Source organism: Deinococcus aquaedulcis (genome assembly GCF_019693445.1).
Lineage (GTDB): Bacteria > Deinococcota > Deinococci > Deinococcales > Deinococcaceae > Deinococcus > Deinococcus aquaedulcis.
In genome coordinates, this window is record NZ_JAHRBL010000007.1 from 109,110 (window position 1) to 132,489 (window position 23,380).

At 71.3% G+C, this 23,380-nt stretch carries 19 protein-coding genes and 1 tRNA gene; 15 read left to right on the forward strand and 5 right to left on the reverse strand.

The annotated features are described in order from the left end of the window. Nucleotides 1-66 precede the first annotated feature (66 nt). From KMW22_RS10560 to KMW22_RS10580, 5 genes are all read left to right on the forward strand, one after another. Entirely contained in the window at nt 67-1,596 is a 1,530-nt protein-coding gene (locus KMW22_RS10560; protein WP_221090012.1) for a hypothetical protein, read from the forward strand. A 233-nt stretch (nt 1,597-1,829) separates the two neighbouring features. Then, nucleotides 1,830-2,213 (forward strand): RidA family protein, encoded by a 384-nt coding sequence (locus KMW22_RS10565; protein WP_221090013.1) that lies wholly within the window; start codon nt 1,830-1,832, stop codon nt 2,211-2,213. Next, the gene (locus KMW22_RS10570; protein ID WP_221090014.1) at nt 2,203-2,997 is read left to right on the forward strand and encodes a hypothetical protein; all 795 of its coding nucleotides are present in this window, start codon (nt 2,203-2,205) and stop codon (nt 2,995-2,997) included. Before KMW22_RS10565 ends, KMW22_RS10570 begins: the two co-directional genes overlap by 11 nt. Nucleotides 2,998-3,074: 77 nt before the next feature. Next, complete coding sequence (locus tag KMW22_RS10575) at nt 3,075-4,037, forward strand: aldo/keto reductase (protein WP_221090015.1); 963 nt, start codon at nt 3,075-3,077, stop codon at nt 4,035-4,037. Nucleotides 4,038-4,227: 190 nt separating this feature from the next. Continuing rightward, complete coding sequence (locus KMW22_RS10580; RefSeq protein WP_221090016.1) at nt 4,228-5,994, forward strand: tetratricopeptide repeat-containing diguanylate cyclase; 1,767 nt, start codon at nt 4,228-4,230, stop codon at nt 5,992-5,994. Between the two features lie 517 nt (nt 5,995-6,511). On the opposite strand, the gene KMW22_RS10585 is transcribed toward KMW22_RS10580, so the two are convergent. Further along, nucleotides 6,512-7,663, reverse strand: coding sequence for an FAD-dependent oxidoreductase (locus KMW22_RS10585; RefSeq protein ID WP_221090017.1), 1,152 nt, complete (start codon nt 7,661-7,663; stop codon nt 6,512-6,514). A 126-nt stretch (nt 7,664-7,789) separates the two neighbouring features. Here KMW22_RS10585 and KMW22_RS10590 point away from each other — a divergent pair, with 126 nt between their 5' ends. Genes KMW22_RS10590 through KMW22_RS10600 form a run of 3 tightly spaced genes read left to right on the forward strand, consistent with a single transcriptional unit; the run spans nt 7,790 to nt 12,980 of the window. Beyond that, nucleotides 7,790-9,124, forward strand: coding sequence for a SpoIID/LytB domain-containing protein (locus KMW22_RS10590; RefSeq protein WP_221090018.1), 1,335 nt, complete (start codon nt 7,790-7,792; stop codon nt 9,122-9,124). A gap of 8 nt (nt 9,125-9,132) precedes the next feature. Continuing rightward, the gene (locus KMW22_RS10595) at nt 9,133-11,886 is read left to right on the forward strand and encodes an LPS-assembly protein LptD (RefSeq protein ID WP_221090019.1); all 2,754 of its coding nucleotides are present in this window, start codon (nt 9,133-9,135) and stop codon (nt 11,884-11,886) included. A 17-nt stretch (nt 11,887-11,903) separates the two neighbouring features. Then, nucleotides 11,904-12,980, forward strand: coding sequence for a hypothetical protein (locus KMW22_RS10600; protein WP_221090020.1), 1,077 nt, complete (start codon nt 11,904-11,906; stop codon nt 12,978-12,980). 60 nt (nt 12,981-13,040) lie between these two features. Here the strand turns inward: KMW22_RS10600 and KMW22_RS10605 are convergent, their stop codons facing one another. Beyond that, entirely contained in the window at nt 13,041-14,015 is a 975-nt protein-coding gene (locus KMW22_RS10605) for a serine hydrolase domain-containing protein (RefSeq protein WP_221090021.1), read from the reverse strand. 68 nt (nt 14,016-14,083) lie between these two features. Here KMW22_RS10605 and KMW22_RS10610 point away from each other — a divergent pair. From KMW22_RS10610 to KMW22_RS10625, 4 genes are all read left to right on the forward strand, one after another. Beyond that, nucleotides 14,084-14,159, forward strand: a tRNA-Asp gene (locus tag KMW22_RS10610). 213 nt (nt 14,160-14,372) lie between these two features. After that, nucleotides 14,373-16,280, forward strand: coding sequence for a biosynthetic arginine decarboxylase (gene speA, locus KMW22_RS10615; protein ID WP_221090022.1), 1,908 nt, complete (start codon nt 14,373-14,375; stop codon nt 16,278-16,280). A gap of 184 nt (nt 16,281-16,464) precedes the next feature. Further along, the gene (locus tag KMW22_RS10620) at nt 16,465-17,697 is read left to right on the forward strand and encodes a class I SAM-dependent RNA methyltransferase (protein ID WP_221090023.1); all 1,233 of its coding nucleotides are present in this window, start codon (nt 16,465-16,467) and stop codon (nt 17,695-17,697) included. A gap of 123 nt (nt 17,698-17,820) precedes the next feature. Next, nucleotides 17,821-18,234, forward strand: coding sequence for a hypothetical protein (locus KMW22_RS10625; protein WP_221090024.1), 414 nt, complete (start codon nt 17,821-17,823; stop codon nt 18,232-18,234). Here the strand turns inward: KMW22_RS10625 and KMW22_RS10630 are convergent. From KMW22_RS10630 to KMW22_RS10640, 3 genes are read right to left on the reverse strand one after another with little or no spacing between them, the layout of a single operon-like run. Continuing rightward, nucleotides 18,231-18,677, reverse strand: coding sequence for a hypothetical protein (locus KMW22_RS10630; protein WP_221090025.1), 447 nt, complete (start codon nt 18,675-18,677; stop codon nt 18,231-18,233). The two genes, KMW22_RS10625 and KMW22_RS10630, sit on opposite strands and share 4 nt — an antisense overlap. A 34-nt stretch (nt 18,678-18,711) precedes the next feature. Beyond that, nucleotides 18,712-19,548 carry an HAD family hydrolase gene (locus KMW22_RS10635; RefSeq protein ID WP_221090026.1) on the reverse strand — a complete coding sequence of 279 codons (837 nt, stop codon included), beginning with the start codon at nt 19,546-19,548 and terminating at the stop codon, nt 18,712-18,714. Between the two features lie 15 nt (nt 19,549-19,563). Then, nucleotides 19,564-19,947, reverse strand: coding sequence for a 4'-phosphopantetheinyl transferase superfamily protein (locus KMW22_RS10640; protein WP_221090027.1), 384 nt, complete (start codon nt 19,945-19,947; stop codon nt 19,564-19,566). 33 nt (nt 19,948-19,980) lie between these two features. On the opposite strand from KMW22_RS10640, the gene KMW22_RS10645 reads away from it, so the two are divergent. The 3 genes from KMW22_RS10645 to KMW22_RS10655 all read left to right on the forward strand — a co-directional run bounded on the left by KMW22_RS10645 (nt 19,981) and on the right by KMW22_RS10655 (nt 23,369). Further along, complete coding sequence (locus tag KMW22_RS10645; protein WP_328774662.1) at nt 19,981-20,682, forward strand: HepT-like ribonuclease domain-containing protein; 702 nt, start codon at nt 19,981-19,983, stop codon at nt 20,680-20,682. A 597-nt stretch (nt 20,683-21,279) separates the two neighbouring features. Then, a complete protein-coding gene (locus KMW22_RS10650) occupies nt 21,280-22,413 on the forward strand; it encodes a carbohydrate kinase (protein ID WP_221090029.1) in 1,134 nt (377 codons plus the stop codon). 11 nt (nt 22,414-22,424) lie between these two features. Then, complete coding sequence (locus KMW22_RS10655) at nt 22,425-23,369, forward strand: pseudouridine-5'-phosphate glycosidase (protein ID WP_221090061.1); 945 nt, start codon at nt 22,425-22,427, stop codon at nt 23,367-23,369. Nucleotides 23,370-23,380: the final 11 nt, after the last annotated feature.

A 23,380-nucleotide genomic window follows, 5' to 3' on the forward strand; every position in this document is an offset into this window, starting at 1 on the left:
GTGTACACCGCGCCCCGGAAAAATCAAGGCAGGCGCCTGGGCAGACGCAGGTGCTTTACTGAACCTGTGTTCACTGCGCCCCCACCCCGGAGCTGGCTTCTGCTCACCCTCGCCCTGCTGCCCCTGACGCTGCCCTCCGCCCGCGCCCAGGACGAGCCGCGCGCTCCAGTGAAGACCAGCACCCAGACCTGCGGGGCCTACACCCTGCGCCTGGCCGAAAACGGCTTCGGCGACCCCGAGGACCGCGTGAGCCTCGTGCGGGGCGGCGCCACCTACGCTTCGGTCTCCGACACGGCGGTCAGCGTAGACTGGTGCCGCGACGTGACCGGCGACGGCGTGCCAGAGGTGCTGCTGGCCGGGTTTTCGGGCGGGGCACACTGCTGCTTTACCCATACGCTGTACTCGCTGACCACACCGCCCAGAAAGCTGCTCACCGTGTTCAGCGCCCACAGTGAAACCATCACTCCACGGCAGCTGGACGGCCAGGGGCCCCTGGAACTGTTCGTCTCGGACTGGCGGTTTGCCTACGCCTATGGCCTGAGCTTTGCCGAGAGTGTGCCCCTGCTGAACGTGTACTCGTACGTGGGTGGGCAGTACGTGGACAACACCCGGGCCTTTCCAGGGGTGCTGCGCGGCTTCCTGACGAAACAGGTGACCGATAAAACCGGCGGCGGCGAGGTGCTGGCCGATTACGCCACCCTGCTGGCCATTGGCAAACCCGGCGAGGCGCAGGCGTTCGTGCAGAAGCTGCCCGCCCGCTTTCGCACGTGGCTGGGCAACTATGGCCCCGACATCCGCCACGCCATGAACGACTACGGCCTGAGCGACTGGCCGGTGCGCGCGGGCGTGCCCTTCAGTGCCCCGCGCCTGGGGCTGGGGGGCTCGTTCAGCGGCCCCGGCGTGCGCGAATACCTGGGGCTGGTGGGGGGCGGCACCCAGGCCACCCTGCGGCTGTACCGCGCCCAGGGCGGCCGGATCGTGGCTGGCCCGCCGCTGATGACGGTGCCGGCGCGGCAGGCCGAACCCGATTATCTGGACACGGCCTGGGCCCCCGTGACCACCGTGCGCCGCACGGGAGGCCGCGACGACGTGCTGGTCCGTGACGACCGCAGCGGCAGCGTGCGCTACGTGGCCTACCGGGTGGGCGCGGGCACCCTGACCGAACTCAAGGCCGATCCCCTGGCGGTGGCGGCCGGCCTGCTGGGCGACCTGAGCACGCTGGCGCGCCATGTGGCCTCGCAGTACCGCGACACACCCCGCACCGCCGCCCAGAACGCCGAGGTGCAGCGCCGCATTGACGTGGCGGTGCAGCGCGCCCGGCCCTGGCTGGACCGCCTGGACAGCCCAGAGGTGGATCTGCCCCTGGACCGGCTGGGCAACTTCACGTTTGGCAGCGTAGAGCTGACCGTGGACCGGACGGACCGGGCGCAAGTGGTGGCGCCCGTGATCCTGGGGCTGACCGACGCCCGCACCGACAGCGAATACATTGACGGCGACCGCTTCACCCTGACCGTGAACCTGCAGCGCGCTGCGCAGGGCTGGGCGGTGCAGTCCTGGACGCTGAGCCCGCGCAAGGGCGAGCTGTACAAGGACTGATCTGGTTTCCGAAACATGCCCTCAGGTGTGACGGAACTTTTTCGATCAGAGGGACTCGCAGAGCGGCGCAGCGGAGAAGGAACAACTACGGATTCTCAGGAATTGGGCTGGAACAGCGCCGAAGGCGGGGAACATCCTGTTCTTTCCTGGATGTTCCAGAAATGGACGGCAGTCCGTATGAGTGCCGCCCTGGGCCGCCCCACGTCCACCCCGGCCCCGGTACGCTGGGCCCCATGCGGCAGAACATCAGCAGTGGCAGTCCCTGGGAAGCGCAGGTGGGGTACTCTCGCGCCGTGCGCGTGGGCAACGTGGTGCAGGTGGCCGGCACCACCGCCACTGTGAACGGCGAGGTGGTGGGGATAGGCGACCCCGCCGAGCAGACCCGGGTGATTCTGGCGATCATCCGCCGCGCGCTGGAAACGGCAGGCGCCCGGCTGGAAGACGTGACCCGCACCCGCATCTATGTCACAGATATCGCCCGCTGGGCCGAGGTGGGCGCGGCCCACGGCGAGGTCTTTGGCGACATTCGCCCGGCCACCACGATGGTGCAGGTGGCCGCCCTGATTGACCCGTTGCATCTGGTGGAAATCGAGGCCGAGGCGATCATTGCGAACTGAGGCGCGCCTGGCCGACCTGTTGGCCCAGGACCGGCAGCTGCGCGCGGTCCTGGGCGCCGATCCGCGTTTTTCGCACGTGGTCGCCTACGGCAGCGTGCCGCAGGGCCGCGCCGACGCCTGGAGCGATCTGGAATACTGGGCCTTTGTCGCCCCTGGCGCAGTGGTGAGCGCCGAGGGCTGGCTGCGGGCACACCTGCCTGTGCAGCACTTCGTGGTCAACGAGTTCGGCACGCCCACGGCCATCCTTCCGGGCCTGCACCGCGTGGAACTGCATGTCGAGGCCGCCACCCGTCTGCCCGAGATCGAGACCTGGACCCCGCAGCAGGTTCACCCCGCGCGCATGCTGGTGAGGGACACAGACGGGCGACTGGCCGGGCATCTGGCGGTGCTGGCCACGCGCCGCGCCGACCCGGCGGGTGAGGGGCCACGCCTTCTGGACCGCCTGCTGAACTGGCTGGCCTTTGGGCTGAATGTGCTGGCACGCGGCGAGCGCGTGCGGGCCCACGAACTGCTGGGCTGGGTGCAGGGCGGCTTATTGCGGCTGGCCCGCCTGCAGGAAGGCGCAACCGGACACTGGCCGAATGCCTCGCGCGCGGCCGAACAAGAGCTCAGCGCAGCCGCCCTGGCCCGCTACGCCAGCGTCACGGCGGACCTCGCCGGACTGGAACAGGCGTATACCCACGCCGTGGCCTGGACCCTGCAGCTGGCGGAGGACCTGGGCCTGCCCCTGTCGGCGGCGCTGGCCGCCGAGTTGCGGGCGTGGCCGGACCACATGGCGCCGTAGCCTGTGGGCATGACCCAACGCCGCTGTGACCTCTGGCCCCGCCTGTCCCTCCACCGCACGGCCTTGACGAGGGGCGCTTGACCCCCTTGCCCCCCGGCACCCCCCGACTGGGCCTGGGGCTGGCCGCGCTGGGCCGCCCCGGCTACATCAACCTGGGGCACGGCGCGGACCTGCCCGGCAAGGGGGTGGACGACCTGCGCGCCCAGACCTGGGCGGTACTGGACGCGGCCTGGGCGGCGGGCGTGCGGTACTTCGACGCCGCGCGCAGCTACGGCCGGGCCGAGGCGTTTCTGGGCGAGTGGCTGCGGGACCGCCTTCCCCAGGGCGCGGTGATCGGCAGCAAGTGGGGCTACACCTACGTGGCCGACTGGCGCACCGACGCCGAGGTGCATGAGGTCAAGACCCATGACCTCGCCACCCTGGCGCGCCAGTGGCCCGAAACCCAGGCGGCACTGGGCCGCGCGCCGGACCTGTACCTGATTCATTCGGCCACGCTGGATTCGGGGGTGCTGGAGAACGCCGAGGTGCTCTCGAAGTTGGCGGAGCTGGCCCAGGGGGGCGTGCGCGTGGGCCTCAGCACCAGTGGGCCGGGGCAGGCCCAGACCCTGCGCCGCGCCCTGGCGGTGCAGGTGGACGGCGCCTGTCCGTTTGGCGCTGTGCAGGCCACCTGGAACCTGCTGGAGCCCTCGGCGGGCCCCGCCCTGGCCGAAGCCCACGCGGCAGGCTGGACCGTGGTGGTCAAGGAAGCGGTGGCCAATGGCCGCCTGAGTGCACGCGGGCTGACCGGGCAGGGCGACGTGCCCCCGGCGCTGCGGGACGCCGCCCGCGCGCAGGGCGTGACCCCGGACGCGGTCGCCCTGGGCGCGGCGCTGGCCCAGCCGTGGGCCGACGTGGTGCTCAGTGGGGCGGGCACACCGGACCAGTTGGCGCAGAATCTGGCGGCGCGGCGGGTGACTGTGGACGCTGAACCGCTGCTTTCCGCTCTGAAGCAGGAGCCAGGGGCCTACTGGGCGGCCAGATCGGCCCTGCCCTGGACCTGAAGGCTGGGGGACGCGCCCGGGTGCCCGGCCGCGCTGGGAGGACGTTTCGCTCACGGGGGCCTGTCCTCACCCGCGCCCGGCCCAGCCGGAGGGTGCTGGCCCCGCCATAATGGCGGGTGTGTCGCCGCACCCTCTGGAGCCCCCTTTGCCCCCTCGGCCGCCAGCCCAATGACGGCGTCTGGGGTGCCCCATGACTGAGCTGCCGCCAGAGCTGTCCCACTACGAGGTTCATCTGCCCCAGCGGCGCACCGCAGAGCGGATTGACGCCCTGCTGGACCTGGCGGGCGGCGACCACCCGCTGCCCGACACCACGGCGCTGCTTCAGCACGCCCATACGCTGGCTGTGGAACTGGCCGACGAGGCACGCGCCGCGCAGACTGAGGTGCAGCTGGCCCTGCGGCTGGACGGTGAGGCGGCCCTGACCTTGGCCCGCGCGGCGCAGGCCCGGTTTGAGCGCCTGAACGACACGGCCATGGAAACGCAGTGCGCGCTGCGGCAGGCCGAGTTGCTGATGCCGCAGCCGGTCCAGGCCCTGACCGCCAGCCTCGTGGCTGCCGCGCTGGCCGGGGAAGCGGGCGCCGACGAACCCCGCGCCCAGGCGCAGCGCCGGGCCGGCGAGCTGTACAGCGCGCTGGGCGATGAACAGGCCGCCATCAGTGCCTACGAACAGGCGCTGATCCTGACCGAGGACCAGAAGCCCCAGGCCAGGGACCTGCCGGTGCTGCTGGCCCTGGGCAGCCTGCACATGCGCGCCAACCAGCCCGACGAGGCCTTCCGGGCCTACCGCATGGCCGGGCACTTGGCCCACCTGGAAGGCACCGCCGACCACGCCGACGCGCTGGGCGGCCTGGGGGTTTCCTACGGCGTTCAGGGCGACCATGCCCGGGCGCTGCAGTTTCTGGACAGGGCGGCGGGGCTCAGCTCGCTGCTGGGCGACGACCGCCGGCACACCCGCTACCTCAACCTGATGGCCTCGGCCCACGCCAAACGCGATGAGCACGCGCAGGCCACCGCCGTGTTCGAGCGGAGCATGACGGCGGCGGCGGCGTCCGGCAAACCGGACGTCCTGGTGATCACCCTGCTGAACGTGGCCGAGTACCTGCTGCAGCAGGGCCGCCCGGACGAAGCAGCCACCCTGCTGGAGCGGGCCCTGCCCCTCAGCCAGCGGGCGCGGCTGTCCAGCGCCGAGCGGCGCGCGCAGCGGCTGCTGGTCACGCTGGCCCTGACCAGGGGCGACCCCGCCCAGGCCCTGGCGCACGAGCAGGCCTGGGCGGCCCTGGAACTCGCCGCCCAGGCGCGTCAGTACCAGCGTCAACAGCAGCTGCGCGACGCGGCGGCCCAGGCCGAGCTGCACCTCGCGCTGCGGCGCGAACGCCGCGAGGTCCGGGCCAGCCTCGCAGCGGCGCTGGGCGAGGCCTCGGCGCGCGCCGACGAGTTGCGCCGTCAGGTGGAAACCTGGAAGGGCAGTTCCATTTACGACCTGCAAAGCGGCGCCCGCTCGGCGCTGTACGGCACCGAGCAGCTCACGCAGCACTTCAAGCGCAGCCTGCGCGCCAAAACCCACCTGTCGGTGGCGGTGGTGGGCGTGGAGGTCACCACCGTCAGTGTGGGCGGCGCGGGCCAGCTGCTGGCCGACACAGTGCTGCAGACCATGAGGCAGTTGCTGGAACAGAGCGTGCGCGAAACCGATGTGGTGGCCCGCTTTGACGACTGGAAGTTCATGGTGATCTTCCCGGATACCCCCACGGCCGGCGCCCAGATTGCCCTGCAGCGGCTGCTGGAGGCGGCGGCCGCCCACGACTGGAAGGCGCAGGGGCTGAACACCCCGCCCACCCTGTACATCGGTCTGGCCGGCCGGGGCTTTCTTCAGGGCGCCCAGTTGCTGCTCAACGCCGCCGATGAAGAGCATTACCGCGCCCGCCGTGAGGGCCCCAACCAGCTGTGTGTGGCGCAGTGACAGGAAGCGCCCTGTCCTGCCCAGAGCCCAGCAGAGCAGCGGGTGGGCAAGGCGCGGTTCAGAGCGACGCTGTCCTGAACAGGCCGCTTGAATGGGTGCTGGCCTGTCCTGGGGCCGGCAGCGGTCTGACAGCGGTGTTCCGTTGAGGGGAGGCCCTCACCGCCACCTCAACCGCTGTCTGTCGCGGTCACTCGCGCCGCTCGCCCCAGAGGACCTGAAGGTGAACCCTTCAGGTCCTCTGGTTCCCGCTCTGACACCGCCGCCCCGGGCCCTTGCGGAGCGGCCGGGCACCCTGAGAGCGAGATCGGCCGCCACTGGCCGCCGGGCACCGACGACCCCTCTTGAAAGCAGACGACGCCTGACCAGGGGCGGCCCAGGACTGCTCCCAACCCACCCAGCTTCACGTGCCCTCACAGCGCCACCGGGCGCGGACCTGAGCGCCACCCCCAACCCATCTGCGACGAACGACGTGCATGTCCGCGCCAGCCGGCGACGGGGGTGGAACGGAGAGCGACGTTTAGCCCAGTGCGCCCGCCACCGCCTCCGCCAGCCCCTGCGCCGCGTGCAGTCCCAGCGTGTCGGCCTGGGGGCCACCCAGCAGCAGCCACGTGTGCTCGTCCAGCGCTTCAAAGGTGGGCAGACCATTCGCGCGCCCGCCGGGCAGGGCCAGCCACGCGCCCGGCACGTCCGCAAGGCTGCGGCCCAGGTGCAGGGCGTCTGTGGCCAGCACCGGCAGCCTGTCCATCAGCGCCACCAGATCTTCCAGGGTTTCGCGCCGCAGGCCGGTGGGCACCCCGGTCAGTTGCCCGCCCGAGGGCTGGTAGCCGTGCGGATCGCGCCCGTGCAGCGGCGGAATCAGGGTATAGGCGCCGTGCTGCGGGCGCAGGGTCAGCCCGCCCGCGCGCAGCACCGGGCTCTGCGCCGTGCTGGGCGCCGCGAGGTGCGGCGTCTGGCGGTAGGCGCGGGCGTGGCGGGTGTGCACGCCCAGCGCGCATTCGGCCAGCCAGGGCCCCCCGGCGCCGGCCGCCAGCACCACGGCGCGCACCGGCACAGTCAGGGTCTCGTGGGTCACGATCTGGTGGGTGTTCGTGACGGTCAGACGTTCCAGGTACAGCCGCCCGCCGGGCTGGGGTGCCGCGCGGGTGTTCAGCAACAGGTCCACTCCTGCCCGGATGGCCGCCTGTGCGGCGTGCAGGGCCACGTGGCCGGGGCGGTAGGTGGCGGCGTCCCGGTCCACCTCGGCCCAGGGCAGCGCGGCGGGGTCCACCAGGGCCAGACTGTCCGGCCAGGGGGCCAGGGCCTCCGGCGTGGGCACGCGCCCGGGGGCCGCTTCAGCATGCAGGGCCACCAGGGGACGCGTCTCCCAGCCCACATCCCCCAGGGCCTGCAGGGCCGCGCGGGTCCAGTCGGCCGCCGGGTGCAGCGCGGGGTCCAGGCCCAGGCGGCTCCACACGCCGGGGGCCAGAATGGTCGCGCCTTCCTCATTGGGCAGCCCGCCTTCCTCCACCAGCAGCACCCGCAGGGCCGGAGCCTGCTGGCGCAGGAACAGCGCGGCGGCGGCCCCCATGCGCCCGGCGCCCACCACAGCCACGTCGTAGGGCGAAGGCGCAAAGGGCTGGCCCACATGGGCCCACACGCGGCCAGGGGCAGGCAGGGGCGGCGCACTCATAGCGGCCATGATGCCGCGCCCGCGCGCCCAGGGCCTGCATGGCCCAAGGGCGGCTCAAGGGGCGCGCACTTCTCACCGGGCTGTCAGATGGCCGCCAGTCTGGGCTGCGTATACTCGGCCTTGATCATGCCTGAAGGAACTGCTCTGCTTCCTGGGGTGCCGGGGAGCCGCCGCTGCCTGCGCCGCGTTCCTGCGGGCCACAGTGCGCCTGTGGGGTCCTGGGCGCGCGCCGCACTCACGGCCGCTCTGGCGCTGCTGCCCCCGGCGGCCGGCGCGCTGAACGTGCGGGTGCTGGTGGCCTCTGGACCGCAGCTGACGGTTCGCCTTCCCCTCACCGCCCCCGCCACCCCCGGGCTGGGCGTGCCCGCGCCCCTGACGCCAGCGGGCCCCGCCTCCACCCAGACCTGGACCGTGGGGGTCTCGGGCACCCAGCTCACCCTGAACGGCCAACCCACCGGCAACAGCGCGCTGTACCTGCCGCCCGCGCCCGGGGCCACCGTGGACATTGCGGGCCGCAGCTACCGGGGCGGCCTGCACCTGCGCGCCGAGAACGGCAAGGTGCAGGGCATCAACGTGGTGGATGTCGAAGACTACCTGCGCGGCGTGGTACCGGCCGAGATGCCCGCCTCGTGGCCCCCGGCAGCCCTGGCGGCGCAGGCGGTGGTGGCCCGCACCTACGTGGCCGCCCGCCTGAACCCGGCTGCCCCCTATGACACCTGCGCCACGGAAAGCTGCCAGGTGTACCCCGGCGTCAGCGCCGAAAAACCGCAGACCGACGCCGCCGTGAACGCCACCCGCGCCCAGGTGGTGGCCTACGGGGGCCGGGCAGCCAGCACCTATTTCAGCAGCGACTCCGGGGGCTTTACCGCCTCCAGCGCCGAGGTCTGGGGCACCGCCCTGCCCTACCTGAACGCCAAGGCCGATCCTTTCTCGGCCGGGGGGCCGCGCGCCCGCTGGCGCGTGGAGGTGCCGCAGAACAGGGTGCAGGCCCTGGCGGGCGAGTACGGGGTGCGCACGCCCCTGAAGAGTGTGGCGGTCAGCCGCGTCAGCGAATCGGGCCGGCCGCTGGAAATCACCCTGATCGCCAGCGGGGGCACGGTGAAACTGGCCGGCGCCCGCGCCGGGGGCTTTATCCGCGCGCTGGGGGCGCCGGGCACGCGGGTGACCCTCGCAGGCCTGAACCCCCTGGTGATCGAAGGCAGCGGGGCCGGGCACGGCGTGGGCCTCTCGCAGTACGGGGCGCTGGGGCTGGCCAAGGCGGGTTACACCCACCTGCACGTGCTGGGCTTTTACTACCCCGGCACCAGCCTGGGCACCCTGGCCAGTGGGGGTGGGGGGCAGCCGGTCCTGGCCTCGGGCCCGGCGCTCCCAGGGCTCGGGCGGCCCGGCCTGGACCTGCCGGGGCTGGCTCTCGCTGAGAGGGCGCTGCTGGCCGCCGCGCCGGGCAGGGCCGCCCAGTGACGCGGGCCGTGACCCCACCTCGCAGCCGTCCGGCCCGCCGCGTCCGCCGCCAGCTGCTGGGCGCCCTGCTGGCCCTGGGGCTGCTGGGCGGCGCCCAGGCCCGCACCGTCAAGATCATCAGCGCCGACACCCTGGAACTGCGGCAGGTGGACGGCCAGGAACTGGTGATCATTGCCGGCGAGAGCGTGGAACTGCGCGTGGATGACGATGTGGTGCGTGCCAAGCGAGTGGAATTCAACCGCACCCGGCGCACCCTGACCCTGGTGGGTGCGGCCAGCTACCGCAGCGCCAAGGATGCCCAGGACCTGCGCGGCGAGAACCTGGTCGTGGAACTGGGCCAGGAGCAGATCAGCGGCGAGGACGTGCTGATCAGTGACGCGGCGCTGGAGATTCGCGGCGCCGAGGTGGAACGCATCCCTGGGCAACTCCGGGCCACGGGCGGCTATTTCACCACCTGCGCCCGCTGCGGACGCACCCCGAACGACTACGCCTTCCGCGCCGAGCGCCTGATCGTGTACCCGGGCGACCGCCTCGTGGCCTACCGCGCGCAGGTGCTGCTGGCCGACGTGCCGGTGTTCTTCCTGCCGGTGCTGGTGCTGCCCCTGAACGACAAGGACCGCCAGCCCCGCCTGGAAATCGGCCGCGACGCGGTGGACGGCTACACCGTGCAGGCCGACCTGCCCTTTTCCATTGGCTCCAGCACGCTGGGCACCACCCTGCTGCGCTACTACCAGAACCGCAGCCCCAGCGTGGGGCTGGGGGTGGAGTTGCGTTCCTACGCGCCGCTGCCCTACGTGGACCGGGTGAACCTGTACGCGCTGGCCAACCCCAGACCCGTGGGCCAGAGCGGCTACGACGTGGACCTGAATTTCGGCGTACGCGGGCGCATTCCCCTGGCCACCGCCACCCGCGACCTGGACTACTCGCTGGACGTGACCCGCCGCGACATCGGCCGGGCGGCCACCGACCCCGAGCGCGGCGTGACCCGCGTGAACTTCAGCGCCAGGGCGGAATATCCCCTCTTCAGCGCCGAATTCAACTACGTCAACCGCTTTGGGCCGCCGCCCACCACCGCGCTGGGCGAGGTGCTGGCCACCCCTGAAGTGGTCGTGGACCCGAAGCCCTACACGAATGGCGGCCTCAGCGCCGACTTCCGCGTGAAAGCCGGCCTGTACACGGCGCGCGTCAATCCGCTGGCCCGCAGCGTGGCGGGCCAGGGCCCGAACATCACCACCAGCCGCCTGGAAGAGCAGCACGCCATCTCGTACACCGCCAAACCCTGGCGGGACGCCGACCTGACGCTGAACAACACGTTTACTGGGCGCTACTACGGCACCGGGGCCCGCACGGTGGATCTGCGGCTCAGCGGCCAGCTGACCCAGCGCTTTAACACCACGAATTCGTTCACAGTCAGCGCCGCCTACAACCGCATAGAGGGCACCAGCCCCTTTGCGTTTGACGCCCTGAGCGGCCGCCTGCTGGAAGCGCCGATCAGCGTGAGCGTCAACACCGTGCCCGTGCGCGACGTGAACTTCAGCGTGAGCAGCAGTCGCAACCTGTTCGTGCGCCCGGCGCAGCAGCCCACCACCTTTACCCTGAATGTGAACCGGAAGCCCCTGACCCTGAGTTCCTCGGCCACAGTGGACCTGCTGGACAAGGAACTGGATTCGTTCAGCTTCAATGCCACGCTGGCCGACCCGGATGCCGGCAAGGTCACCGTGACCCCCGCCCAGCCGGCCACCGCCACGGCCCCCGCCCGTCCGGCCACCGCCACCCGCACCAGTCGCTGGCCCGCACCAAAACTGAGCCTGACCGCCAGCGGCAGTTACACCAAAGAGCAAGGCCCCGGCCCGCTGACCGTGACAGCCACGGTCAATGGGGACGAGCGCAGCGACTTCTTCTCGGCGTCGGTCACGCACGCCATGCGCACGCCGGAGATCACGGCCGTGGGTGTGCGCTACAACCTCAGCGGCACGCGCGACACGGTGCTGAACAGCCTGCGCCTGTCGGGCAGCGAGACCCTGAATCCGCCCACCGGGCAGCTGGTCGGTGACGCCACACTGACCTGGCGCGGGCGCTACGAGTTCAAGACGACGCACAACCTCCGCCTCGTGCGTGTTCCTGGCGCCACCGACAGCGGCACCATCTTCTTCAGCGTCGGCACGGTGGGCGGCGCCGCCACCAACTGGAACCTGTCCTACGGCGGCCCCTACGATCTGGGGCGCGGGGGGTTTACCCGTCCGGCCCTGACCGGCAGCTTCAACACCACCCGCCCGGGGCAGAGCCTCTCGCTGAGCGCTGCCGTGAACACCCCCGGCCTGGACCAGCCGCGCCTGGAACTGGCCCGCGCAGACGTGAGCGCCGCCTGGAATGCCGAGCGGTTCTCGGCCTCGGGGCGCGCGATCTACACCCGCACCCGCGAGGGCACCTTCCCGGACGACAAGGCCCGCGACCGCCTGTCGCTGGAACCGCTGCGCTTCAGCGTGGGGCTGGGGCGCGCGGGGCAGCCGCCCGGCGCCTACGTGACCCTGGGCCTGCGCCAGAGCTTCGAGTGGCTCGACGGCGTGCGGCAGAACCCGCAGCCGCTCTCGCCCGTGCTGGGCCTGACCATTGACCGCTGCTGCTGGGCGCTGCAGGCCGAAGCCGACCTGGGCCTGCGCCGCTTCCGGGTGGCGGTGGGCCTGCCGGGCCAGACCTACTACCCCCTGTTCGACCTGGAGCGCGACCGCGTGAACGTGCCGCTGCTGCCCACCCTGCCCTGACCCCCCGGAGGTCCCTCATGCGCCGCCTGCCCCTTCTGCTCACCCTGGGCCTGCTGACCGCCGGCACCCTCACCGCCTGCACCGGCACCGAGGAAGCCCCGACTCCTCTGCGCCTCGTGGTGCTTGAAGGCACGACCACCCTGCGCACCCTGACCCTGCGCGGCGGCACCAACACGGCGCCCACGGTGACCCCGGGCCCCACCGCCAGCGTGACCGGCGGCGTCAGCGTGCACCCCACCACCGACGCCCGGCAGTTCCTGCTGGTGCGCACCGAGGCCGTGGAAAGCCGGACACCTGACCTCGCGGTGACCACCACCTTCCCGGCGCCCGGTCTTACGCCAGTGTGCTTCACGCGCGCCGCGCAGAACCCGGGCCTGGACCGCCTGCTGGTGCTCAGCGACTGCAGTGGCTCGCAGGGGCTGGCGCTGTACCAGGGCGCGCGCCTGGTGTGGCAGACCACGCTGCCCCCCTTCCTGGCACCCACCCCCGGCCCCGGCACCCCCCCGGTGCGCCTGGCCGTGCAGGGCGAGGTGGGCGTGGTGGCCCGGCCTCGCCTGGGCGGCGGCAGCGAGGTGCTGCGTGTGGCCGTGCCGCTGGGCGGCGCCGCGCCCCAGGTCAGCGATCCGCAGCCTACGGCGGCCATCTACGATCTGGCGGCCTACGGCACGGAGGTCCTGGCCGCCACCGACACGGGCGTGCAGCGCCTGAACGCCGCTGGCCTGCCCGACCCCACCACCACCATTAACGCCCTGGGCACAGCGCGCTACGACCGGCTGTGGACCGGCGCCCCCGGCGGGCGCCTGCTGGCGGCGTGGCGCAGCGATGTGGGCACGGGCCTGGGCCCCCAGCCGCTGCGGGTGTGGAACGGCACCTCCACTGGCCCGAACAGCGCGGCCACCATCACGACCTTCAGCGACCTGCGCGACCTCACCTTTACCCCCGACGGCTACCTGTACGCCCTGACCGCCACGACCCTCACCCGCGCCGATACCCTGCTGGGCCTGCAAAGCGGCACCTGGAACGCCGCGCCGCTGCCGGGCACTTTCACGGGCGCCCGCAGCGTGACGTGGGTGGTGCCGCCGGAAGCGCCGTAAACGGGGCGGGCCATGGGCTATGGGCCATGAGCTTTGGGGATTGACCCCATGGCCCATAGCTCATAGCTCCTCAAGCAGCCCCAGCACCAGCCTTGTCACCCCGCCGCGCAGGCCCAGCAGGGGCGCGCCGCCGCGCACCAGCACGGCGGCCACCGCGCCGCTCTGGGCGTCAAACCCCAGGGCGGTGCGGGTGGCGCGGGCCGCGCCGTCGTGCCAGCGCAGGGGGCCCCGGGCAAACCAGCCGGGCGCCACGCCGCTGAGCGCCGGGGGCAGGCCGGGCGGGCGAACTGTCTCTGACCACGCGCTGGCCGAGCGGCCGGCCCACTGCGCCTCGGCAAAGGTCAGCAGGTCCTCGGCGGTGCCAAACAGCCCGCCCGCTCCGGCCAGCGGGCCAAACCCAGTGGGCGGCGCGGTGACCTGATCGGGCTGCTGCAGGCCCACCCCCAGCGCCAGCGGCCCGGTGACCCAGCGCGCCAGCGCGCGGCCATACCCGGCGGCGCTGAAGGCCTCGCCCGCCGCGTGGGCCGCCGCCAGGGCCAGCAGGCCCACCCCCAGGTTGGAATACACAAAACGCCCCCCGGGCCGGGCCCAGCGCCGGGCACTGGCGACCACGGCGGCCGGGTCCATGCCGCCGTAGGGATCGTGAAAGCGGGTGAAGGTGGTCACCGCCACCCGCGCCGGGTGCATGGGCAGCCCCGCTGTGTGGGTGGCCAGGGTGCGCGGGGTCATAAAGGGGGGTAACCCTCGCAGCGGGCCGCCCAGCCCGGCCAGCGGCCGGTCCCAGTCCAGGTGCCCAGCCGCCTGCAACGCCGAGACCAGCGCCGCCGTGAAGGGTTTGCTCACGCTGGCGAGTTCAAAGCCCTGCCTGGGGCGCACGGGCCCAAAGGCGTGCACCGCCCGCGCAGGCCCCCGCGCCACCGCCACCACGCCGCCGCGCGCCGTGACCTGCCGCAGCAGCGGCCGTAGCCGGGTCAGGTCATGGCCCAGCACTTCGCTGTAGGCCCGCAGGGCGGCGCGCGCCGGGTCTCTGAACATGGCCGCAGCCTATCCCGGCACGCCGCCGGCTTGACATGGTTCCGTTCTGCCTTTAATCTGCTGGCGCTGGTCCGGTAGTGTAGCGGTTAGCATATCTGCCTGTCACGCAGAAGGTCGCGGGTTCAAATCCCGTCCGGACCGCCAGAAGAAGAAAGAGGTGCCTCCAGGGGTGCCTCTTTTTCGTGTCGCGGGCTGGGCGCGCTCCCCCAATGTCCCCCGGCGAATGGGGGCCCACATGACTTCCTGCCGGCGCGCTTTGCCGTATCATGCGCCCCGGTTTCGCACGGCGTCCGTGAGCTGCGCTCCGAACCCCGCGCACGGCGAGCCTATCCCCACTTTCGGAGGAGGACGCCCCTCATGACGACCCCCAACAGCTTTTCCACCACCGACGCCGCCGAACTCTACCAGGTGCCCAACTGGTCGGGCGGCTGGTTCCGCGTCTCTGATAAGGGCCAAGTGGACGTGACCCCCAGCCCCGGCCTGCACGCGCCGCTGCGCGCCATCGTGGATGAAATCGTGGACCGGGGCGAGAGCCTCCCCGTGATCCTGCGCTTTCCCCAGGTCATCTCGGGGCGGGTCAAGCACCTGAACGAGGCGTTTGGCAAGGCCATTGCCGAATACGGCTACAGCGGCCATTACCAGGGCGTCTTTCCCATCAAGGTGAACCAGCGCCGCGTGGTGGTCGAATCGGTGGCGGCGGCCGGCTACGACTACGCCCACGGCCTGGAAGCCGGCTCCAAGGCCGAGCTGGCCCTGTGCCTCGCCCAGAAGATGCACCCCGACGCCCTGCTGTGCTGCAACGGCTTTAAAGACGACGGCTTTATCAAGCTCGCGCTCTGGGGCCGCACGCTGGGCAAGAACGTGGTCATCACCATCGAGAAATTCTCGGAACTGGACCGGATTCTCAAGCAGGCCAAGGCGCTGGGCGTCAAGCCGGCGGTGGGCGTGCGCTTCAAACTGCATGCGCGCGGCTCTGGTCAGTGGGAGGAATCCGGCGGGGATCAGGCCAAGTTCGGTCTGAACGCCTACGAGCTGCTGCGGGTGGTCGAGCGCCTGAAAGAAGAGGACATGCTCGACAGCCTGGTCATGCTGCACACCCACATCGGCTCGCAAATCACTGACATCCGCCGCGTGAAAGTGGCGGTGCGCGAGGCCACCCAGACCTACGCGGGCCTGATTGCGGCGGGCGCGCAGCTGAAGTACCTGAACGTGGGCGGCGGCCTGGGCGTGGACTACGACGGCTCCAAGACCACCTTCTATGCCTCCATGAACTACACCGTGGGCGAATACGCCGCCGACGTGGTGTACACCGTGCAGGAGGTATGCAAGGTGCGCGAGGTCCCGGAACCCGTGATCGTCTCGGAATCTGGCCGGGCCCTGACCGCCCACCACGCGGTGCTGATTCTGCCGGTGGTGGACGTGACCGGCCCCACCCGTGACCTCGAAGACCTGCCCCCTGCCAGCGACGAGAGCCACCAGATCGTCAAGGACATGGAAGAGATCCTGGGCAACATCACCGGGCGCAACTACCGCGAGATGTACAACGACGCGGTGGGCGACAAGCAGACGCTGCACAACCTCTTTGACCTGGGGTACGTGACGCTGCAGGACCGCGCCCGGGGCGAGGCGCTGTTCAACGCCATTCTGCGCCGCATTGCCAAACTGATTCAGAACGAGAAGTACGTGCCTGACGAACTGGAAGACCTGCAAAAGGTGCTGGCCGACAAATTCATCTGCAACTTCTCGCTGTTCCAGAGCCTGCCGGATAACTGGGCGATTCAGGCGCTGTTTCCGATTGTGCCGCTGGACCGCCTGAATGAAAAACCCACCCGGCAGGCCACCCTGGTGGACATCACCTGCGACAGCGACGGCAAGATCGAGAAGTTCATTGACCTGCGCGATGTCAAGGCCACCCTGCCCCTGCACGAACCCGGCCAGCGGCCCTACTACCTGGGCGTGTTCCTCATGGGCGCCTACCAGGACGTGCTGGGCAGCGCGCACAACCTGTTCGGCAAGGTCAGCGAGGCCCACGTCACCGTGCGGCCCGGTGGGCGTTTCAACATTGACCTCTTTGTGCGCGGCCAGAAAGCGCGGCGCATGATCGAGTCCATGGGCTATGAAGAACCCATGCTGCGCGACGCCATCGAGGACCAGGCCGACGCTGCTCTGAAGGTGGGCACCCTGAGCAACGACCAGGAGCAGGAACTGCTGGAGGACTACGGCGAGGAGCTGCTGGGCTACACGTATCTGGAATACGAGAACTGAAGAGTAAGCCGCGAGGGGCCGGGGCGTTTGCTCCGGCCTCTTCGCTGTGGCGCCCTTTTCCTGCTGCGAGCGCCGCGCCTCTCCTTGAGCGTCCCGCTTTCTTCCACCGAGCAGACCCACATCTCCCCCATCAACGTGACGCACTGTGCGCCCCCTTCAGCCCATCCGCGCTACCCTGTTCTTTATGTCGGACGCTTTGCTTACGCTGGAAATCGAAAAACTGGTCGCCGGAGGTCTGGGGCTGGCCCGTGACGAGTCCGGCGTGGTGCTGGTGCGCGGCGCGCTGCCCGGCGAACAGGTGACGGCGCGGGTGCGGGCGGGCAAGGGCGTGCGCCAGGGCGAGGTGGTGGAGGTGCTGCGCCGCAGCCCTGACCGCGTGGACGGCCCGGAGCTGCCCACCGCCGATCTGGCCCACGCCACCTACGAAGCGCAGCTGAACTACAAACGCGCCTTTGTGGAAGAGGCCCTGAGCCGCATTGCCAAGGTGCGCCACGGCGTCTCCCCCACCGTGCCCAGCCCGCAGCCCTGGGGCTACCGCAACACCGCGCAGTATCTGGTGACCCCCCGGGGGCTGGCCTACCGCGAGCGCCGGGGCAGCGAGCCCCTGGTGGTCAGCCGCGACCCCCTGGTGATGCCCGAGATTCAGGCCGTGCTGGACCGCCTGGACCCGGCCCAGCTGGACCCCGCCACCGAGGTCGCCTTCCGCGCCAGCCGCCTGACCGGCGAGGTGGTGGCGGCCCTGATCGGCGCGGGCGAGCCCCGGCAGTACCTGCGCGCCAGTAACCACCTGATGGACGCGGGCGTCGTGGGCGTGTCGCTGGCCCAGCCCGCCGGGCGCCGCTTCAGCGCGGGCGTGCGCCTGATCGCGGGCGAAAGCGAGATCCGCGAGCAGTTTGGGGACGTGCAGGTCAGCGTGTCGGCCACCGGCTTTGCGCAGGTGAACCCCGAAGCGGCGGGGCTGGCCTACCGCCGCGCGGCGCAGCTGGCGGGCCAGGGCGAACACGCTGTGGACCTGTACGGGGGGGCCGGTGCTATTGGGCGGCATCTGGCGCCCCAGTTCCGCCGGGTGACCGTGCTGGACGCCGCGCCCGAGGCCCTGGCGCGCGGCCGGCAGGACGTGGCCCAGAGCGGCGAGACGAACGTGACCTTTCGCAGCGGCGACGCCGCCCGCTTTTCCGAACTGGGCACCGATGTGATTGTGGTGGACCCCCCACGCGCCGGCCTGGAAGAGGGCGCGCGCGACCACATCCACGCCAGCACCGCCGACCGGCTGGTGTATGTCTCGTGCGACCCCGCGACCTGGGCACGCGATGTGGGCGATCTGGTGCGCCGGGGCTGGAAACTGGCCGAGGTGGTGCCGCATGACTTTTACCCCCAGACCAGCCACGTGGAAATCGTGAGCGTGCTCAGCCGCTGACCCCGGCGTGCAGATGAGGTGCCCAGAGCGGTGCTAGGGCGAACAGAGGGCCTGTCCGGCAGAGCCCCGAGCCTGAAGGCGCCGTTCACAGCCGCTTCACCCCCGAACGCTAGCCTGCCCCGCGTGACGCGCCCCCTCCTGCTCGCCCTGCTTGGTCTGCCGCTGCTTCTGTGTGCCTGTCAGGACCAGGGCGCCCGCGCCCAGACGGCCGCCCTGCAGGCCCGGGTGGACCGGCTGGAAGAGCAGCTGCGCACCCTGCAGCAGGCCCAGGCCAACCAGGCCAGCGCCCTGCCCACCGATGTGCGGCAGGTGACGGCGCAGGCGGCGGCCCAGAACTGCGCCAACAGCCTGACCCGCGAACTGGAAAGTTTCCGCGAAAACAGCCTGGACCAGCGTTACCCCACCGCCGCGCAACTGGTGCTGCCCCCCGCCTGCGCCGATCAGCGCGTGAACTGGCTGAGCCGCAGTCCCCAGACCTACACCTTTACCATCACTGACCGCGACGGGCGCGAACTGGCCCGGCAGAGCGGGTCCTAGGGGACGCCGGCCACCGGGCCCTCTTCCGGCTCGGCTTCGGGCACGATGGCAAAGGTGGTCACCTGCGTGCCCCGGAACCCCAGCACCACGGCCCACACCACCTGCGGGGCCTTTGCAAAGACCGCGCTGCGCACGTAAAAGGTTTCCCCGGCGTGCGTGAAGGTGCGCTCGCCCATCACGCGGGTTTCGGCGCCGTAGGTCTGCACGCCCGCCACCCGGTAGGCCCGGAAGGCGGCCAGGGTGCCCCACTGGCGGCGCACCTCGGGGCTGAAGCTTTGCCACAGCCGGTCGAGTTTCACCGCGTAGAACTCGGCCAGCAGGGCCCGGCCCTGGGTCAGGGTGGTCCGGTCGGCCGCCGTGACCGGCGCGGCGCCCGGCTGGGCCAACGCCAGCGGCGCCACCAGCAGCAGCCCCAGCGTGACAACACGCAGCAAAGTGGTCATGGGCCAGCGTAGGCGCCCTGAAGCTGACGCGCTGTCAGCCTGCCGACGATTGCCCTGCCGCCTGCCCCTGAAGCAGCCGCTCAATCACCACGGCTACGCCATCCTCATCGTTGCTGAGCGTCTGTTCTTCCGCCGCCGCCTGGGCTTCGGGGTGGGCGTTGGCCACGGCCACCCCGCGCCCGGCCCAGGCCAGCATTTCGGTGTCGTTGGGGGCGTCGCCGAAGGCCAGCACCTCTTCGCGGCGCACCCCCAGGTGGGCACAGAGCTGCGCCAGCCCCCAGGCCTTGCTGACCCCATCGGCCAGCACCTCCAGAAACGGCGCCCCGGAATGGGTCACCGCGAAGCCCGGCAGGTCCAGGGCCCGCACGTGGGGCAGCAGGTCGGCCGGGCCCAGCGTGGGGTGGCGCACGATGAGTTTCAGACTGGGCTCGGCCAGCACCTCGTCCAGAGAACAGGCGCCCATCTGGGCAGGATCACGGCCATGATCGCTGAGCTGGGCCAAGTCGGCGTACCCCGTCTGGGCCCTGAAGACCTCGCCGCCCTGGCGCACCGAGACGAACAGCAGCTCCGGCAGCCGCTGATGCAGCGCGTGCACCAGGGCCCGCTGGACCTCCGTGGCGATGTGGGTTTCAAACAGACACTCGCCCGTCCCCAGGTGGACGCCATACGCGCCGTTGCTGCAGAGCGCCCACGTCAGGCCCAGACTGGCCGCGCCTGCGCGCAGGGCCTGGGGCTGGCGCGCCGTGACCGGCACCACCCACAGCCCCGCCGCCTGTGCCGCCCGCAGCGCCGCGCGGCTGCGGGGGCTGAGGGTTCCAGCACTGCTGAGCAAGGTTCCGTCCAGGTCGGTGGCGATCAGGCGAATGGGCACAGGGCTCAGGGTACGCTAGCGCGCTTCCAGCACCACCACGGCCGAGGCGTGTTCCTTGGTGTGGGTCAGACTCAGGTGGGCGCGCCAGCCCCGGGCGTGCAGTTCAGCGGTGATCTCTGGGCAGAACCCCAGGACGGGCGGGGCAAAGGGAAAAGGGCCGTCCGGGGTGCGCTCGCGCTCCACCCACACGTCGCGCCAGCCGTGGGGGCGGGGCCACACCTTCTGAAAGGCCTCCTTAGCGGCAAAGCGGGCCGCGAGGCTGGGGGCGGGGTCACTCAGGCGGGCACAGTAGGCCAGCTCGGTGGGCGCAAACAGCTTTTCGGCCCGGCGGCCCTCGCGGGCCAGCATGCGGCGAATGCGCTCAATTTCAATCAGGTCATGCCCCACGGCGACAATCATGCGCCCCCAGCATACGTGCCCTATCCTGCCCCCGTGACCGGCACCGAGCCGCTGTTTCCCGAGGCCCTGCGCCTGAGCACCATTGCCGCCGCGCTGCGCGGCACGCAGCCGCTGTGGGCGGGCTTGGGCGTGGTCCGCGTGCGGGTGTTCGGGTCCGTGGCCCGGGGCGAGGCCACCCCCGCCAGCGACATTGACCTGCTGGTGGACTTTGACCCGTCGGCGCCGCGCGGCCTGCTGGACCTGATGCGCGCCCGCGAGGTGTTCGAGGCCGCCCTGGGCCGCCGGGTGGACGTGGTGACCCCCGGCGCCCTGCGGCCCCCCCTGCGCGGCGAGATTCTGGCCGACGCCGTGGACGTCTTGCCGGTGCCTGACCCCGCGCCCCGCAGCCACCGCGCCAAACGCTGGCGCTGGCGGGTGTACGACCTGCTGGGCGCCATTGACCGGGTGGCCGAGTACACCGCCGGGCACTCGCTGACCACCTTCCAGCGCGACGAGATCGTGCAGGACGCGGTGCTGCACACGCTGGCGCGCCTGGGCGAGACCACCAAGTTCATTCCGCAGAGCGTGCAGGACCGCCACCCAGAGGTGCCGTGGGCGCTGCTGCGGGATGTGCGGAATCTGGTGTCGCACGATTACTTTGGGATTGAGGCGGGGCTGATCTGGCATACGGCGCGGGTGGAGTTGCCGGGGTTGAGGGGGGGGTTGCAGGCGTTGGCGGATGGGGAGGGGGCGTGAGGGGGGGGCTTTTTGTTGGGCGATGACGGTTGCTGGCTTTGCCCCACCCCCCCAGCCCCCCTACCCCGGAGGGGCAGGGGGGAGCGGCGCTGCGCTGGCAAACGTTGACTGACGGTTCGGGGCGGCTTGGCTTCGCCCCGCGTTGTACGCCGTCGCCTTGCTCCGCCCATCTCCCCACGCCCGCGCGCTGCGCGCACGACGGCTTCCGTTGCTCGCCCCGTAGGGGTGAAGGGTGGGGACGCTGAGGGCACGAGGTTCTACTTTTGAAAGGCAAAAGCGGCTATGGCTTCTGCTGCTGTTCAAAAGTAAAACCTTCTGGGCCGCACCCAGCCTTCTTGTCCCAGCACCGCCCAGGTCCAGACGAGGCCGTCGTGCGCGCAGCGCGCGGGCCATTACGCGTCATCAGCGGATGGCGTCGAAGCCGGACACGTTAGCGGATAGAGCGAGCCATCCAATCTCAGTAGAAACTCTTGCCCAGCGCAGCGCCGCTCCCCCCTGCCCCTCCGGGGTAGGGGGGCTGGGGGGGTGGGGCAAACACGCAAACGAACTCGCCCAAACCCCTTTACTTCAGCCAACCCCTTAACTACGATAAACCACATGGCCTTGACCGACACCGAAGCCGCGCTCCTGGCCCTTATTCGCCAAACCCCCCTCGCCCCCCCTGAGGACCTCGCCCGCCGCCTGGGCACCTCCCGCGCTGCCGTGAACGTGCACGTCAGCAATCTGGTGAAAAAAGGCGCCCTGCTGGGCCGGGGTTACCTCCTGCCCCCCGAACAGGGCCCCGGCCGCGTGGTGGTCGTGGGCGGCGCCAACGTGGACGTCAAGGCCCGCACGCTGGCCCCCGTGGTGCCCGGCACCAGCAACCCCGGCACCGCCGCGCAGGCCCCAGGCGGCGTGGCGCGCAACGTGGCCGAGAATCTGGCCCGGCTGGGCGTGGCCACCAGCCTCATTGCGGCGGTGGGGCGCGACCCCCTGGGCGACTGGCTGCTGCGCGAAACCGAAGCGGCGGGTGTAGACGTGCGCCCGGTGCTGCGCGCCCCCGGCGTGGCCACTGGCACCTACACCGCCGTGCTGGACCAGGGCGGCGAACTGGTGGTGGCCGTGGCCGCCATGGCCGCCACCGACGCCCTGACCCCCGCCGAGTTGCAGGCCCGCCGGGGCACGCTGCGCGGCGCCGCCTGGGTGGTGGCCGACGGCAACCTGCCGCCCGCCACCCTGTCACACCTGCTGACCCTGGCCCGGGACGCGGGCGTGCCCACCGTGTTCGAGCCGGTCAGCGTGCCCAAGGCCGCGCGGCTGCGGCCCCTGCTGGCCTCGGGGCTCTCACCCCACACGGTCACGCCGAATGTGCCAGAACTGGACGCGCTGCTGGGCCGTGAGGTCCCCGATGAGCCCGCCGCCCTGCGTGACGCCGCCGCCGAACTGCAGGCGCAGGGCGTGGCCGTGGTGTGGGTGCGCCGGGGCGAACGCGGCAGCCTGCTGGTCACGCCGCAGGACGGGCACGATCTGCCTGCCCTCCCCGCCCAGGTGCGCGACGTGACCGGGGCCGGCGACGCCATGCTGGCCGCCTACCTGGCCGCCCTGCTGGGGGGCTTCCCCCCCGAAGCCGCCGCCCGCGCAGGCCACGCCGCCGCCGCGCTGACGGTGGAAAGTGAATTCGCCGTCTCCCCCACCCTCACCCCGGCCGCCATCCATGAGCGCGCCGGGCTGGCCCCCCAGGAGCCCGTATGACCCCAACCCGCATGACTGCAGTGCCCTCTATCCGCCCCGAAATCGCCGCCCACCTGGACCTCCACCCGGAAGTCGCCGCCGCCCTGCAGGAAGGCCGCCCCGTGGTGGCGCTGGAAAGCACCATCATCAGCCACGGCATGCCCTTTCCGCAGAACGTGGAGATGGCGCGCGGCGTGGAAGCCGTGGTGCGGGAGCACGGCGCCGTGCCCGCCACCATCGCCGTCCTGGGTGGCCGCCTGAAGGTGGGCCTGAAAGAAACCGAGCTGCATCAGCTTGCCACCGACAAGGCCGTGGAAAAGATCAGCACGCGCGATCTGCCGGTCACTGTGGCCCTGGGCCGCCACGGCGCAACCACGGTGGCCTCCACCATGCGCATTGCCGCGCTGGCGGGCATCCGGGTCTTCGCCACGGGCGGCACGGGCGGCGTACACCGGGGCGCCGGGCAGAGCATGGACATCAGCGCCGACCTGCTGGAACTGGCCCGCACCGATGTCTGTGTGGTCAGCGCCGGGGTCAAGAGCATTCTCGACATTGGCCTGACGCTGGAAGTGCTGGAAACCCAGGGCGTGCCTGCCATCACGCTGGGCAGCGCTGAATTCCCGGCCTTCTATTCGCGCCAGAGCGGTTTTCCATCCCCGCTGACCGTGCAGACCCCAGAGGAGGCCGCCCGGGTGCTGCAGGCCAAGTGGGCGCTGGGCCTCTCGGGCGGGGTGTTGCTTGCCAACCCCATCCCCAGCGCGGCCGAGATCCCAGCCACCGAGATAGGCGCGCACATTGAGCAGGCCCTGCAGGACATGGACGCCCTGGGCCTGACCGGCAAGGCCACCACGCCCTACCTGCTGGGCCGCGTGGTGGAACTGACTGGTGGGCGCAGCCTGGAGGCCAACATTGCCCTGGTGCGCCACAACGCGGCGGTGGCGGCGCAGGTGGCGGCAGCGTACGCCCAGCTGGGGTAAGGGGAAGAAGG

Coding starts and splice junctions, on each gene's coding strand:
- KMW22_RS10565 (WP_221090013.1), top strand. CDS start 1,830: ATGCGGCAGAACATCAGCAGTGGCAGTCCCTGGGAAGCGCAGGTGGGG.
- KMW22_RS10650 (WP_221090029.1), top strand. CDS start 21,280: ATGGCCTTGACCGACACCGAAGCCGCGCTCCTGGCCCTTATTCGCCAA.
- KMW22_RS10655 (WP_221090061.1), top strand. CDS start 22,425: ATGACTGCAGTGCCCTCTATCCGCCCCGAAATCGCCGCCCACCTGGAC.
- KMW22_RS10580 (WP_221090016.1), top strand. CDS start 4,228: ATGACTGAGCTGCCGCCAGAGCTGTCCCACTACGAGGTTCATCTGCCC.
- KMW22_RS10630 (WP_221090025.1), bottom strand. CDS start 18,677: ATGACCACTTTGCTGCGTGTTGTCACGCTGGGGCTGCTGCTGGTGGCG.
- KMW22_RS10590 (WP_221090018.1), top strand. CDS start 7,790: ATGCCTGAAGGAACTGCTCTGCTTCCTGGGGTGCCGGGGAGCCGCCGC.
- KMW22_RS10605 (WP_221090021.1), bottom strand. CDS start 14,015: ATGTTCAGAGACCCGGCGCGCGCCGCCCTGCGGGCCTACAGCGAAGTG.
- KMW22_RS10620 (WP_221090023.1), top strand. CDS start 16,465: ATGTCGGACGCTTTGCTTACGCTGGAAATCGAAAAACTGGTCGCCGGA.
- KMW22_RS10640 (WP_221090027.1), bottom strand. CDS start 19,947: ATGATTGTCGCCGTGGGGCATGACCTGATTGAAATTGAGCGCATTCGC.
- KMW22_RS10600 (WP_221090020.1), top strand. CDS start 11,904: ATGCGCCGCCTGCCCCTTCTGCTCACCCTGGGCCTGCTGACCGCCGGC.
- speA (WP_221090022.1), top strand. CDS start 14,373: ATGACGACCCCCAACAGCTTTTCCACCACCGACGCCGCCGAACTCTAC.
- KMW22_RS10585 (WP_221090017.1), bottom strand. CDS start 7,663: ATGAGTGCGCCGCCCCTGCCTGCCCCTGGCCGCGTGTGGGCCCATGTG.